This is a genomic window from Cryobacterium sp. Hh11, from assembly GCF_004404045.1.
Taxonomy (GTDB): Bacteria; Actinomycetota; Actinomycetes; order Actinomycetales; family Microbacteriaceae; genus Cryobacterium; species Cryobacterium levicorallinum.
Window position 1 is genome coordinate 41,427 of the sequence record NZ_SOHF01000017.1, and the last position, 13,499, is coordinate 54,925.

The following is a 13,499-nucleotide window of genomic DNA, read 5'->3' on the forward strand; positions in this document are numbered from 1 at the left end:
GCGGCAGCCTGCGCCTGATTTGCGCGCCGCGCGCTGGCGAGCGAGCTCGGGCCGGTCGCTAGTCTGGGAGTATGGCTTCCACCGCGAACAATCCCTTCTTCGCCCGCAGTACGCTGCCCTACCAGTTGCCGCCCTTCGCGCAGATTGCCGACGCCCATTACCGGCCGGCTTTTGTGCAGGGCATGACCGACCAGCTCGCCGAGGTCGCTCTCATCACCGGCACAGCGGATGCGCCCACCTTTGAAAACACCTTCGTCGCCCTCGAGCGCAGCGGGCAGACCCTGGGTCGGGTCGCCGAGGTCTTCTTCAACCAGAGTTCGTCAGACTCCAGCGACTTCACCAACGACCTCGAAGAAGAACTCGCGCCGTTGCTGGCCGCCCACGCCGATTCGATCCGACTCGATCCCGCACTGTACACGCGCATCACCGCCGTGCACTCGCAGCGAGCGGGTCTGAGTCTCGATGCCGAGTCGCTCTATCTGATCGACCGCTACTACACGGAGTTCACGCTCGCCGGAGCCGGGCTCGACGATGAAAACAAGCGGGCGCTGCGTGATTTCAACTCACGCCTGTCGACCCTGACCACCCGCTTCGAGAAGAATCTGCTGGCCGATACCAACGAACTCGCGCTGGTGATCGACGACGTGGCCGAGCTCGACGGGCTCACCGACGGCGAGATCTCCGCTGCGGCTGAAGCGGCCGCCGAACGCCGCCTCGACGGTAAATACCTGATCAGCCTCGTTCTGCCCACGTCGCACCCGTACCTCGCGAGCCTAACCAACCGGAGCGTGCGGGAACGGTTGCTGACGGCGAGCCGGGCCCGCGGCATCCGTTCTGATGAGGCCGGAGCCGGCAACGACAACCGGCCGCTCGTGATCGAGATCACGCACCTGCGCGCCCAACGTGCGCGCCTGCTCGGGTTCAACAGCCATGCCGCCTACGTGACCGCCGATGAAACCGCCAAGACCCCCGGCGCCGTCTGGGAGCTGCTCGGCGGGCTCGCCCCGGCCGCCGCCCGCAACGCCCTCGTGGAACAGGCCGACCTGCAGGCCGTGATCGATGCCGAGGACGGTGGCTTCGAGCTGGCGGCCTGGGACTGGGCGTTCTACACGGAGAAGGTGCGCCGGGCGAAGTACGACGTCGATACTGCGGCGATGCGCCCCTATTTCGAACTCGAAAGCGTGCTCGCCAACGGAGTGTTCTTCGCGGCCCAGCAGCTCTACGGCCTCAGCTTCACGGCGCGGCCCGACCTGGTCGGCTGGCATCCCGAAGCACGCGTGTTCGAGGTCAGCACCGACGACGGCACCGGTATCGGATTGTACATCGGCGATTTCTACACCCGCGATTCCAAGCGTGGCGGAGCGTGGATGAATTCCCTCGTCTCGCAGTCCGCGCTGCTCAGCACGGACACAACCGTGGTCTGCAACAACCTCAACGTGTCCAGGCCGGCAGCTGGCCAACCCACGCTGCTCACCTATAACCAGGTCACCACGCTGTTTCACGAGTTTGGCCATGCCCTGCACGGGCTGCTCGCCCGCGCGACCTATCCCAAGTTCTCCGGCACCAACGTGTACCGCGACTTCGTGGAGTTTCCCAGCCAGGTCAACGAAATGTGGATGCTCTGGCCCGAAGTGCTGGCCCACTACGCCCACCACTACGAGACGGGCGAGGCGATGCCGCAACACCTGGTAAATCGCATCCAGGCGTCCTCGGCCTTCAACGAGGGATTTCTGACCAGCGAATACCTCGGAGCCGCGCTTCTCGACCAGGCCTGGCACCGCATCGACGCTGACACGGTCGTTACCGACGTTGCCCAGTTCGAAGCGGATGCCCTCGCCTCCGTTGGACTCGACAATCCTGCCGTGCCCACCCGTTACGCGAGCACGTACTTCGCGCACACGTTCTCCGGCGGATACGACGCCGGGTACTACTCCTATATCTGGAGCGAGGTGCTCGACGCCGACACGGTCGAATGGTTCAAGGAGAATGGCGGACTGACCCGCGCCAACGGTGACCGCTTTCGGGAACGCCTGCTCGGCGTCGGCGGTACGGAGGACCCGCTTGAGGCCTACCGCCACTGGCGCGGCCGAGACGCAGCGTTGCAGCCGCTCCTCGACCGCCGCGGCCTGAGTTAGGCTGAGGCATCCGCTCAATAGACAACTTTGGTGGGTGCGGACCCGCCGGCACCCACCAAAGTTGTCCACTGAGCCGGGTCCATGGTCGTCTACGCACCGAGGGGCCGCCGCCAGCCAAGCCAGAGCATGAAGATGCCACCGACCACGAGGCCCCAGAACGCCGACCCGATGCCCACGATTGTGATGCCCGATGCGGTCACGAGAAAGGTCGCGATAGCGCTGATGCGGTGTTCCGGTTCTTCGAGCGCGCTGGTCACACTCGTCACAAGCGCACCGAGCAGGGCCAGACCGGCGACGGCAATGATCAAAATGGGCGGCGACGCCGCAACGAGGGCTGTGGCTAGCCCTGCCCCGAGTCCAAGCACGAGATAGCCAAAACCCGATGCGACCGTGGCAATCCAGCGTTTCGACGGATCGCGGTGAGCATCCGGGCTAGCCATGAGGGCCGCCGTAATGGCCGCCAGGTTCATATTGTGCGCGCCGAAGACCGATCCGAGCATGGTGCCGATCCCCGACCAGACCAGCACCGAACGCGGCGGCGGCCGGTAGCCGAAGGTTGAGAGCACGGCGAATCCGGGAACGTTTTGGCCCGCCATGGTCACGACGAACAACGGCAAGCCGAGGCTCACAATGACGAGCGGATCAAAAACCGGCGCGACGAAGACCAGACCGGGAGCGGATGTCGGTGCTGACAGCCAGCCCGTTCCCGCGGTTATGCCGATACCGATCGCGGCCACGACCATGGCCGTCGGGACCGCCCAGCGCGGGGCCAGCCGGTAGAGCACCAGCCACACCAGCACGACGGGAATCGCCAGCAGCGGCTGTTCAATCGACGCCTGAATCGGCGCGAGACAGATGGGAAAGAGGATGCCGGCCAGCATCGCGCCGGCGAGGGGCCTCGGGATGCTCGTGATGACCCGTCCGAGCGGCGGCCAGAGGCCACAGAGCACGATGAGCGCACCGCAGACGAGAAAGGCGCCGACGGCCGCGCCGAAGTTGTCGGTCGTGGCGCCCGCCGCGACGAGGAGTGCCGCGCCGGGTGTTGACCAGGCAAATGAGATCGGCATGCGAAAGTACCACGGCAACGCGATGCAGGCCACACCGACGAGTAGGCACAGCGCCAGCAGCCCTGAAGACGCCTGAGCTTCGGACGCGCCGACGGCGCGCAGCCCCGCAATCACCAACACGAACGAACTGGCAAACCCGGTGATCGCGGCGACAATGCCGGTCGAGATCGGCTGAAACACACCGGGGCTTGCGCCGGATGACTGCTCGCTCATCGTCGCTTCCCCGTGCGACTATTCAGCGGCTTACGCCGACTTCACCTGGCGGGTTTTGTGCAGCACCATTTCAGCGGGGGCATTGTTCAACACGGTGTCGCGGGTGATGATGACCCGCTCGACGTCGGTGCTGGAGGGCACCTCGAACATGACCGGTCCAAGCACTTCTTCGAGGATGGCGCGCAAACCGCGGGCACCGGTCTTGCGAAGCACAGCCAGGTCGGCAATGGCTTCCAGGGCGGGCTGCTCAAATTCCAGCTCAACGCCGTCGAGCTCGAACATGCGCTGATATTGCCGCACGAGCGCGTTCTTGGGCACGGTGAGAATCTGCATGAGCGCCACCTGGTCGAGCTGGGTGACCGTCGTGACGACGGGAAGCCGGCCGATGAACTCGGGAATCAGCCCGAACTTGTGCAGGTCTTCGGGCAGAACCTCGCTGAACAGGTTGATGTCGTCGCCCTTGATGTGCAGCGGAGCGCCGAAACCGATGCCCTTCTTGCCGGCCCGAGACGAGATGATGTCTTCGAGCCCGGCGAAGGCGCCGGCCACGATGAATAGTACGTTCGTGGTGTCGATCTGAATGAACTCTTGATGCGGATGCTTGCGCCCACCCTGTGGGGGCACGGAGGCAATGGTGCCCTCGAGGATCTTCAGGAGCGCCTGCTGCACGCCCTCGCCGGAGACGTCGCGGGTGATCGACGGATTCTCGGCCTTGCGGGCGATCTTGTCGATCTCGTCGATGTAAATAATGCCGGTCTCGGCGCGCTTGACGTCGTAGTCGGCGGCCTGAATCAGCTTGAGCAGAATGTTCTCGACGTCTTCACCGACGTAGCCGGCCTCGGTGAGGGCCGTCGCATCCGCTACGGCGAAGGGTACATTGAGACGCTTGGCCAGGGTCTGGGCCAGGTAGGTCTTGCCACAGCCGGTCGGGCCGATCAGCAGAATATTGGACTTGGCAATCTCGACATCGTCGTGGATCGCCTCGGCCGCGGTGAGCGTGGCACGAGACCGCACACGCTTGTAGTGGTTGTACACGGCGACGGCGAGGGCACGCTTGGCGGGTTCCTGGCCGATGACGTATTCCTCGAGGAAACCGAAGATTTCTTTAGGCTTGGGGAGGTCGAATTCACCGGCGGTCGCTTCAGAGCCGGCCTCGGCCAGTCGCTCTTCAATGATCTCGTTGCACAGCTCGACGCACTCGTCACAGATGTACACGCCGGGGCCGGCGATGAGCTGTTGTACCTGCTTCTGGCTCTTTCCGCAGAAGGAACACTTGAGCAGGTCGGCACTTTCGCCTATTCGGGCCATGTCCGCCTCCTCCATTGGTCTCTCTGCAATTGAGCCTAGCCTGTGCGTCCGACACTTTCGTGCAGCGCGCCACAAACCGAAACGGCGCGGCGCCCGAAGGCGACGCGCCGCAGCGGTATTTAGGTGTGCGCCTACTTTACCAACATCGGAAGGTTCTTGCGGCTGGTCAGAACCTGGTCGATCAGGCCGTACTCGAGGGCCTCGGCCGCGCTCATGATCTTGTCGCGATCGATGTCCTTATTGACCTGCTCAACGCTCCGGTTGGAGTGGTGCGCGAGGGTCTCTTCGAGCCAGACCCGCATGCGCAGAATCTCGGCGGCCTGAATCTCGATATCAGAAGCCTGGCCGCCACCCTGCCCACCAACCGAGGGCTGGTGAATCAGGATACGCGCGTTCGGCAGCGCGAGGCGCTTGCCGGCGGTTCCACCGGCGAGCAATACGGCCGCAGCGGATGCCGCCTGGCCGAGGCACACCGTCATCACGTGCGGGCGAATGTACTGCATGGTGTCGTAGATCGCCGTCATGGCGGTGAACGATCCACCGGGCGAGTTGATGTACATCGTGATGTCGCGGTCCGGGTCCTGGCTTTCGAGCACGAGGAGCTGGGCCATCACGTCGTCGGCGGAGGCGTCGTCAACCTGAACGCCGAGGAAGATAATGCGGTCCTCGAACAGCTTGGCGTACGGGTCCTGGCGCTTGTAGCCGTAGGCGGTGCGTTCTTCGAAGGTGGGGAGGATGTAGCGCGATTCAGGTGCGCCGTTATTAGTCAAGTGCTTGGTCGAGCCGCCCATCGAGCTGTAGGCCGTTCCACCGAATGTGGGGATAGTCATGATTTCTTCCTGTTCAGTTTCGGCGGACTACTTGGTGGCGTCGGGGTCGGTGCCGCCGCCGCCGATGACATCCGAAGCGGATGCGCGGAGATGGTCGACGAAACCGTACTCGAGGGCTTCCTGCGCACTGAACCAGTTGTCGCGGTCACCGTCGGCGTTGATCTGCTCGGGGGTCTTGCCGGTCTGCGCGGCCGTGATCTCGGAGAGGCGCTGCTTCATGTCGAGGATGAGGCGAGCCTGAGTCTGGATGTCGGCGGCCGTGCCGCCGAACCCGCCGGACGGCTGGTGCAGAAGCACGCGAGCGTTCGGGGTGATGTACCGCTTACCCTTGGTCCCCGAGGTAAGCAGGAACTGACCCATCGAGGCTGCCATGCCGATACCGACCGTGACGATGTCGTTGGGTACGAACTGCATCGTGTCGTAGATCGCCATGCCGGCGGTGATCGAGCCGCCGGGAGAGTTGATGTAGAGGTAGATGTCGCGTTTGGAATCTTCCGCTGCCAGCAAGAGGATCTTGGCGCAGATCTCGTTCGCGTTTTCGTCACGGACCTCTGAGCCGAGCCAGATGATGCGGTCCTTCAGCAGTCGGTCAAATACACCATTGGTGGGTGTCGGGTCGGCCATGTCGTGCTCCGTTTCAGTTGTCGCTTCTCAATGAATCTATCGGAGCGCGAGCGTCAAAATGGCTCTGTTCGCCCTCGGCAGATTACCGGCCATCGCACAGGTGCCCGGCTGCATGCAAGAGGCCGGCTGGCCAGCACCTCTAAAAAGTACTGGCCAGCCGGCCTCTCACGCACGCAGGTACTACTTCTTGGCAGCAGCCTTCTTTTTCTTGGGCTTCTCGTCGGCCTCAGCTGCGATCTCAGGGTCAGCCTCGGCGGCCGGAGCTGCCTCGACGGCGCTGTCAGCAGCATCCGCTTCAACAGCCGTGTCGTCGCCGACCGGGCCGGTGAATTCGCTCAGGTCGACCGGCTTGCCGTTGGAGTCAACGACCTCGGCCTTGCCCAGGGCAATGGCGAGGGCCTTGTTGCGGGCGACCTCGGCCACCATCGACGGGATCTGTCCGTTGGTGTTGAGCGTCTGCACGAACTCGCTCGGGTCCATGCCGTACTGGCTGGCACCCTGAATGAGGTACTGGGTGAGTTCGTCCTGGCTGACCTTGACCTGCTCGGCTTCGGCGATCGTGTCGAGCAGAATCTGCTGACGGAACGTCTTCTCGCTGGCTTCGGTGACCTCGGCGCGGTGAGTGTCGTCTTCGAGGCGACTTTCGCCCTCGAGGTGACGGTTGACTTCGTCGAGGATGATCGCGGCGGGGATCGGAACCTCGACCGAGCCGAGAAGCGTCTCAATGAGACGCTCGCGGGCCTGGCTGCCCTGGCCGAAGGCCTTGGACTTCTCAACCTGAACCTTGAGGCTCTCGGTCAGCTCGGCGATCGTGTCGAACTCGCTGGAGATCTGAGCGAAGTCGTCGTTCGCCTCGGGAAGCTCGCGCTCCTTGACAGCGATAACCGTGATGGTGATCTCGGCCGTCTCACCCTCGTGGTCTCCGCCCATGAGGTCGGAGTTGAAGGTCGTGGTCTCGCCGGCGCTGAGCGAGTCAAGCGCCTCGTCGATGCCGTCGATGAGGTCTCCGGAGCCAACCTCGTAGGAGATTCCGCTCGCGGTATCAACCTCTTCGCCGTCGATCGCGGCGTTCAGGTCGATCTGGGCGAAGTCGCCGGTCTTGGCGGGGCGGTCCACCGTGATGAGCGTGCCGAAGCGGCTGCGCAGCTTGTCGAGCTCTTCGGCGACTTCCTCGTCGGACACCGCGACGGCGTCAACGGTGAGTTTGAGGCCGTCGTAGCTGGGCAGGTCGATCTCCGGGCGCACGTCAACCTCGATGGCGAGGAGCAGGTCACCGGAGAAGTCGGTGTTGCTCGGCCATTCGACGATGTCGGCCTCTGGACGGCCGAGCGGGCGCAGCTTGTTCTCTTCGACAGCCGCGCGGTAGAAACCGTCGAGACCCTCGTTGACGGCGTGCTCCAGAACGGCGGCCTTGCCGACGCGCTGGTCGATGATTGCCGGCGGGACCTTGCCCTTACGGAAACCGGGGATGTTGATGTCTTCGGCAATGTGGCCGTAAGCATGGGTGATGGCTGGCTTCAGCTCGTCGGGGCTCACCGTGATGGTGAGCTTGGCGCGCGTGGGGCTCAGTTTTTCGACCGTGGACTTCACTCGAGACTCTCCTGTGTATTGAAACGGTGTGCTGCGGATAATGTCGGGGCGACAGGAATTGAACCTGCGACTTCTCGCCCCCAAAACGAGCGCTCTACCAAGCTGAGCTACGCCCCGGATCTACTTCGACCCATCGGTAATACTTTGTTGGGGAACCAATCCGGTGGCGCACGCAATAGCTCGCGACACGCGGATTGACCTCCGTCAGTCTAATGCACGCCTTTCGAGCGGATGCGCCCGCACTGGCAAACGACCCCCGGTTTCCTGTACTACGATATTCGAGTGCCCAGATTTTGGGCCTGGGGTCGTAGCTCAATGGTAGAGCCTGAGTTTTCCAAACTTATGACGCGGGTTCGATTCCCGTCGACCCCTCCCAATGAATCAAAGGGATCGCAGCTTTTCTACCTCTCCCCCGCTAACGCCCTGCACCCTATGTTGCACCCTATGGATTTGCGGCGTGAACGAAAGAAAGGGTGGCGGTCACGCGAAATGCGCGGACCGCCACCCTTGAATGTGCTTCGTCAACCGGTGCTCGGCCGGCATCTTCTTCTTCTGCCATGAGCACCCCATACTGCTCCGTTGATTAGGCCTGTGTGCCGGGGTCTTCTGTGGATGAACTGTGTTCGGCGCATGATCGTTTCCTGTCTATTCGGGTTAGAGCGATTGGATCTCTGCGTACCGGGCGTTGTAGTCCTGGATTAGCGGCAGGATTTCGCGGTGCAGGTTTCGCCATGCCTGGATGTCGAGCGCGTGCGCCCGGCCCAGTTCTGTCTCTGTCCTGTAGCTGCTGTACCTGTTCGTTTCCATATCCAGAACATATCTCATTGCGTGCGCACGCGCAACTAGAGATTGTGAGCAAGCTTTTAGGACACGGCACCTTATGGCGCCCAGCCACTCCCCACGCCCCACACCGCGCACACCAAAAATCCCGCCACCCAGTCCGTGTGTGTGGACTGAGCGGCGGGGCATTGGTGTGCGGGTCTTGCATGTGGGTCCGTCTGTCCGGGCGACACGGATGGGACAAAGGCGTCTTTTAGTCAGTAGTGAAGCTGATACCAAATAACGCGACTGCGGTATTGCTGCCGCCTGAAACGTATTGGGCGACCTTCACCGTGCCGTCTGCCATGATGTCAATTTCAGCAAACCCAGAGCCGCCGATATTCAATGCAACTTCACGGGCCACGGATGGACGAAAGCCTGCCGGAAGGGTGAAGATTGCCGTGCCGGTCGTGCCCGACTTGACGAACCCGCGAAGACGTACCGTTCCATCAGCCATCCTCCGGTACTGGGCGGTCGAATCTGTTGTGTTGAGAGCAACCCACGAGTTACCAAGGGTGGGTGTTATCCATCCTGTTGAAAGATCGGTGGTGATCGCCCCTGATACGGAGACGTTGCCGACAAGGCGCACCGCTCCTACCGCGTTGCGGAAAAAGAAGACATCATTGCCGAAGTTGATTCCACCGGTAGATGCGGTGGTCGGTGGCAGGAATACTGCTGAACCCGAAAAGGTTGCGCCTGAAAAATCCAGTCCGAACTGATGGTTGCCAACCGACTTGAGAGTTGTTGCAGATCCTGATTCGTCACGAAAAGAGTCACTCGCGACCGAGTTTGCGGTTACGTGATAACCGGCAATGAATTTTGATGCGTCGGCTGAACCGAGTGAGACACCTGCACTTGTCTTGTAGCCGCCTGTTGCAGCAGTGCTGATCCATAGACCGAGGGTGTCCGATGATCCATTCGGGCTGAGTGTCCCGTCAGCGCCGCCCTCGTTCTGCACGCGAATTTCCGTACCCATCGCCCGAGAGGTGGCGGTGTCACGTCGCCCTTCAAGATAGGCACCGAACCCTGCACCGACACCACCCGTAACGCGACCCCACGCGGCGAGAGCGCACACGTCAGTCCCGGTTGGTGCGCCCTTAGCTGTTGCCAGAATCGCATTGACTTGCCCAAACGATCCTGGCAGGGACAGCGCGGAGACGTGCAGGGCGGCATTGGCCTCGTTGTCGGCAGGGTTGCCACTCATCTGCGCTGCAAGGTCAGTGATTTTTTCTGTCTGACTGATCTTGATGACCGGCCCGCCGCCCGAGGTGGGCGCAGAAGCTGTGCCTACCTTGTAGTTGAGGCTGGTCCCGACACGGGCAGTTCCAAAGTGGTCAACTTGATCGCCCGCCGTCGCAGAGTCAATTTTCTGCGCAAGTGATGCGTCAATGCTGTCGTGCTTTGCAAGGTGGCCGAGCTGGCCTTCGGTGTATCCCATGGGGGTCTCCTAGATCGGTCGGTTATTTGGAGGGCTGGGCGCCGAGACGGATCTTCGCCAGCCACTCGTTGACGCCAGGTATCGCCATGACACGGGTGATTGCAGCAGAGACAGCGCCGAGGGTGGCGACCGCGGCAGTTGCCCAGGCGAGCCATTCAGGCGGGAGGATCGCTGCGACCGCTTCGAGGAACTGCGGGGCAAACACGGCGAGGGCTGTGATGAATCCGAAGATGGCAACGACGGAGCCGGCGACGATGGCGAGCAGGGTTCGTAGGGTGGCGATCCAGGGGTGCAGGATCTGAGTTGCGGTGGTGGTGGTCATGGGGTCTCCTTGGGTACGGTTGCGACAGCCTCGGTCAAGGCGCGGTCGATATGGTCGGTTAGGCGTTTGCGGTCGTCGCGTGCCTGTCTGGTGTGCTCGAGGTCGGCATCAGCTAGCCGGCCAACGTCGCGCTGCATTCCGCTGAGTTGCGCACCGTGCGACTTGAGGATGCCGAGCACCTCCGCATGGTTTGCATCGGTGTCGTCGCGGAAGTTGGTTTTGTGCGAGTTCTGCACCTGCTCGCGTGCAATGGCCGAGTTGCCCTCAGCAGCACGGGCGTGATTGCGGGTCTGTGTGGCACGCACGCTGAGGAATCCGAAGCCGCCCGTAACGACGAGTCCGAGCAAGGTGAGCAGCCCCAGAATGAGCTGCCCACTCTCGCTTACTTCTGCGGGCATCGGCATGAATCGCAGCTCGGACCGCACGGGCACGTGGAATTGGGATTATGACGGCATGGCAATGTGTGCCCCTTTCGAGGGTGTACTCGTTGTCTGTGGTAAGCGGTACTATGCGCTCATGGGGAAAATCAAGAAGTCACATTGGGCCGTTATCGGACTTGCTGCGATCCTGGCGCTGGGTGGTGGCGCCGCTGGGGTATCAGCAATGACTGCGGATCCAGAACCCGTCGCGGTTATTGTGGATACCTCGGACGCCCAGCAGGATGCGGCCATTGCCGAGCGTGAAGCGCAGCGGGTCGCGGATACAGAAGCCGCCGCCGCTGAGACCGCTCGAGTCGCTGCGGAAGCTCAGGCCGTGCAGGACGCTCAGGCAGCAGCTCAGGCCGCCGCAGATGCTCAGGCAGCGCAGGACGCTCAAGCCGCGCAGGATGCCGAAGCGTCTCGAACGGTTACGAGTGAGCCCGCGCCATCCGAGCCCGCGCCGGTCACAAAGTGCCCGGATGGAACCGCAGCGAACGCGGTAGATGCAGGCGGGAACGAAAGCAACTGTCAACCGCTGAATGCCGATAACCAGCCGTGCGTTGCCTATAACGAGAACAACGAGTGCACGGCGTGGTATAAGCCCTAAATGCCCGCGGCCGTCAGCCGGACCTGAATATCTGCAAGCTCGTTGCCCTGTTGGGCAACGAGCTTGTTTAGGTACTGGGCAGCAGAGAGGACCGCAACACTGAACATCTGGTAATGGATGCCCTCAGGTATCGGACCACCACTCGAGTCTCGTAGAAGATTCCCGTCTGGCGTCCGCTCGTAAACAACGAATTCCCAGAGCCCGGCTGCATGGAGTTCTTCAGCTATGGCACCAACTTCGACGTGCACCTTGTAGTCCGGTCCAACATAGTCCGGCGAGAGGGAGTCGTCGCGTTTGGCAACTTCCGCGATGTAGTTGTAGTGTTTGACTCCGATCGACAGGACGGCAAGCGGGTCAATATTGGCGGGCGCGATGTTCGTCTTATACCGTTCCGACGATGACGCCGTGCCAATGTGGCCGTCGCTCTGGTGCCAGCCCGAAACCCGAGTCCCTGTGATATTGAAGCTGTAGGCATCCGTCGAGTACAGCCCCGTATTGAATGTTCCCGTAGTGCCAGACACTGCCCCCGTCGCGGCCACACTCGGCGGGGTGGCGATCTTCCCGTCGATGACGCTCTTCGTGTACGAGTTCGCGCTGATCGATGTCTGCACGCTCGAGTCGATATTTACGAGGGTTGCCTCGACCTTCGCGACCAGGAGTTGCACCTGAGCGGCCGTGTTGCCGATGTTCGTACCGGACGGTCTTTGAAGGTCCCTTAGTTGCGTGCGAATGTCCTTGAGCTCGCGGATGAACGGCTCTAGGCCGTCGCCCGGAGGAGTGTGGTACCCAGCCATTAGCCTGCCAATCTTGGTTCGCATTGAATCTGGATATCGACGCCCGTGGCATCCCCGGAGATCCCAATAATTCTTTGCCGAAAAGTTCCACCCTCGGGCATGTACGGGTCGCCGCCACCCCGGCCCTTGACTATCGGGTCAGATACCGAAGTGATCTGCCCGAACATGTCACTGAATACGTCGGTGAAGTAACTGGTCACGACTTGGACGAACCCGCCCGTACCCGTGTCTTTATCGTGTGCGTCAAATATCAGATCGACGTAATCTCCGGGGGCATACTGCCCGACGAATGGGCCCGCAGCCTTGCCGTACTGGTCGTAGGGCCGCGCTTTCGCCGTGAACGACCAGACTTCCACCGAGCGTTTCCCAGTGGCCGTGTCGGCGTTTGCGTAGGAGTCGAGAGTTGACTGGATCTCGACGCTCGAGTGTGACGTGTCCGTGAGTTCGAGCAGTGGGAAGCCTGAATCAACCAGTGCCGAATCGTAGGACCGCGCCACCAGAACGGTGTCAGCCATCCGCCCGCCTGTCTGCCATGCGAGCGAGCCGAGGTTCGTGGCGTCATCCTTGATCTGCAGCCCTGAGATGGGTGACTCTGGCGCCGTGACGTTCCATGCCAGAACCGCAGACGACGTAATGAGTGGCTGTGTGGTGGTGCCGACTTGCAGGAGCCATTCGATGCCGAGCCGGTCAGCGGTGAACCGCGGCTGGAAATTGATTTCCGGCCCGTTCTCCACCTCGGACAGTTGCGAGAGTGCCTCGCCGATCGACTTGAAATCTACGCCGAGATAGGTGCGCGTGGCCGTGGCGATCTCGTCGGCCTGAAACACGATCGGCAGATTGCCACCCGTCCACGTTTGCGACTGCTGCACAAGCCGTTTCGCAATCGTTCCAAGACTCAGGTTCGAGTACACAGAAGACAGATCAGGGTTCGGAATCGTCTTAGTGGTATCTGTCGGGTCGGGGATGGTCCACTGGTTGACGCTGGCCGTCTGTGCCAGAAGCGGCAGAATAAGCCGGTGATCAAAGTAGGACGCTAAGCCCTGCGCGTCCAATGAAAGCCGCTTAGTGTCGCGGTTGTAGCTGCGAACCCAGACAGGCCCGCCCGCCATGATCACGTCGCCCTCAACCACGAACAGCGCCGACTGACCAGGTGTGCCCGAGTTGCGGAGATCCAGCGCCTGCACGTCCGGGTCGTTCATGTCGACGGTCACACTGACAGTTTCCGCAGCGCCCAGCCGGTCATCCCACGGACCCGACATGACGGGCACGTTCAGGATGCGCCGGCCAGTGCGCAGATTGGCGAGAATGTACTCGGTCATGAAAACTCCTTGTG

The 13,499-nt window shown here is 62.1% G+C and carries 12 protein-coding genes and 2 tRNA genes; 2 read left to right on the forward strand and 12 right to left on the reverse strand.

Annotation, left to right across the window (positions count from 1 at the left end):
• The first annotated feature begins 71 nt into the window (after positions 1-71).
• Positions 72-2,135: a M3 family metallopeptidase gene (locus E3T46_RS07565; protein WP_134578062.1), complete on the forward strand. Its 2,064-nt coding sequence runs from the start codon at positions 72-74 to the stop codon at positions 2,133-2,135.
• 89 nt (positions 2,136-2,224) lie between these two features.
• On the opposite strand, the gene E3T46_RS07570 is transcribed toward E3T46_RS07565, so the two are convergent.
• The 6 genes from E3T46_RS07570 to E3T46_RS07595 all read right to left on the reverse strand — a co-directional run bounded on the left by E3T46_RS07570 (position 2,225) and on the right by E3T46_RS07595 (position 7,884).
• Positions 2,225-3,415 carry a benzoate/H(+) symporter BenE family transporter gene (locus tag E3T46_RS07570; RefSeq protein ID WP_134578063.1) on the reverse strand — a complete coding sequence of 397 codons (1,191 nt, stop codon included), beginning with the start codon at positions 3,413-3,415 and terminating at the stop codon, positions 2,225-2,227.
• A gap of 30 nt (positions 3,416-3,445) precedes the next feature.
• Positions 3,446-4,723 (reverse strand): ATP-dependent Clp protease ATP-binding subunit ClpX, encoded by a 1,278-nt coding sequence (gene clpX / locus E3T46_RS07575; RefSeq protein WP_092450827.1) that lies wholly within the window; start codon positions 4,721-4,723, stop codon positions 3,446-3,448.
• Positions 4,724-4,854: 131 nt separating this feature from the next.
• Entirely contained in the window at positions 4,855-5,514 is a 660-nt protein-coding gene (locus E3T46_RS07580; protein WP_241977922.1) for an ATP-dependent Clp protease proteolytic subunit, read from the reverse strand.
• 66 nt (positions 5,515-5,580) lie between these two features.
• Entirely contained in the window at positions 5,581-6,177 is a 597-nt protein-coding gene (locus E3T46_RS07585) for an ATP-dependent Clp protease proteolytic subunit (protein WP_092450832.1), read from the reverse strand.
• Between the two features lie 180 nt (positions 6,178-6,357).
• Entirely contained in the window at positions 6,358-7,767 is a 1,410-nt protein-coding gene (gene tig / locus E3T46_RS07590; RefSeq protein ID WP_166790194.1) for a trigger factor, read from the reverse strand.
• 43 nt (positions 7,768-7,810) lie between these two features.
• Positions 7,811-7,884: transfer RNA gene (locus E3T46_RS07595), tRNA-Pro, on the reverse strand.
• 184 nt (positions 7,885-8,068) lie between these two features.
• Between E3T46_RS07595 and E3T46_RS07600 the strand changes: the two genes are divergently transcribed.
• Positions 8,069-8,139, forward strand: a tRNA-Gly gene (locus tag E3T46_RS07600).
• 661 nt (positions 8,140-8,800) lie between these two features.
• Here E3T46_RS07600 and E3T46_RS07605 read toward each other — a convergent pair.
• From E3T46_RS07605 to E3T46_RS07630, 6 genes are all read right to left on the reverse strand, one after another.
• Complete coding sequence (locus tag E3T46_RS07605; protein ID WP_134578064.1) at positions 8,801-10,024, reverse strand: hypothetical protein; 1,224 nt, start codon at positions 10,022-10,024, stop codon at positions 8,801-8,803.
• A gap of 22 nt (positions 10,025-10,046) precedes the next feature.
• On the reverse strand, positions 10,047-10,346 hold the full coding sequence (locus E3T46_RS07610; RefSeq protein ID WP_134578065.1) for a hypothetical protein: 300 nt from the start codon (positions 10,344-10,346) through the stop codon (positions 10,047-10,049).
• Entirely contained in the window at positions 10,343-10,744 is a 402-nt protein-coding gene (locus tag E3T46_RS07615) for a hypothetical protein (protein ID WP_166790195.1), read from the reverse strand. Before E3T46_RS07615 ends, E3T46_RS07610 begins: the two co-directional genes overlap by 4 nt.
• Positions 10,745-10,943: 199 nt before the next feature.
• The gene (locus E3T46_RS17805; protein WP_166790196.1) at positions 10,944-11,162 is read right to left on the reverse strand and encodes a hypothetical protein; all 219 of its coding nucleotides are present in this window, start codon (positions 11,160-11,162) and stop codon (positions 10,944-10,946) included.
• Between the two features lie 206 nt (positions 11,163-11,368).
• The gene (locus tag E3T46_RS07625; protein ID WP_166790197.1) at positions 11,369-12,166 is read right to left on the reverse strand and encodes a tail fiber domain-containing protein; all 798 of its coding nucleotides are present in this window, start codon (positions 12,164-12,166) and stop codon (positions 11,369-11,371) included.
• Positions 12,166-13,485 (reverse strand): hypothetical protein, encoded by a 1,320-nt coding sequence (locus tag E3T46_RS07630; protein WP_134578069.1) that lies wholly within the window; start codon positions 13,483-13,485, stop codon positions 12,166-12,168. The genes E3T46_RS07625 and E3T46_RS07630 overlap by 1 nt, the downstream gene beginning before the upstream one ends.
• Between the last annotated feature and the right edge of the window lie 14 nt (positions 13,486-13,499).

Coding starts and splice junctions, on each gene's coding strand:
- E3T46_RS07565 (WP_134578062.1), top strand. CDS start 72: ATGGCTTCCACCGCGAACAATCCCTTCTTCGCCCGCAGTACGCTGCCC.
- E3T46_RS07570 (WP_134578063.1), bottom strand. CDS start 3,415: ATGAGCGAGCAGTCATCCGGCGCAAGCCCCGGTGTGTTTCAGCCGATC.
- clpX (WP_092450827.1), bottom strand. CDS start 4,723: ATGGCCCGAATAGGCGAAAGTGCCGACCTGCTCAAGTGTTCCTTCTGC.
- E3T46_RS07580 (WP_241977922.1), bottom strand. CDS start 5,514: ATGGGCGGCTCGACCAAGCACTTGACTAATAACGGCGCACCTGAATCG.
- E3T46_RS07585 (WP_092450832.1), bottom strand. CDS start 6,177: ATGGCCGACCCGACACCCACCAATGGTGTATTTGACCGACTGCTGAAG.
- E3T46_RS07605 (WP_134578064.1), bottom strand. CDS start 10,024: ATGGGATACACCGAAGGCCAGCTCGGCCACCTTGCAAAGCACGACAGC.
- E3T46_RS07610 (WP_134578065.1), bottom strand. CDS start 10,346: ATGACCACCACCACCGCAACTCAGATCCTGCACCCCTGGATCGCCACC.
- E3T46_RS07615 (WP_166790195.1), bottom strand. CDS start 10,744: ATGCCCGCAGAAGTAAGCGAGAGTGGGCAGCTCATTCTGGGGCTGCTC.
- E3T46_RS07625 (WP_166790197.1), bottom strand. CDS start 12,166: ATGGCTGGGTACCACACTCCTCCGGGCGACGGCCTAGAGCCGTTCATC.
- E3T46_RS07630 (WP_134578069.1), bottom strand. CDS start 13,485: ATGACCGAGTACATTCTCGCCAATCTGCGCACTGGCCGGCGCATCCTG.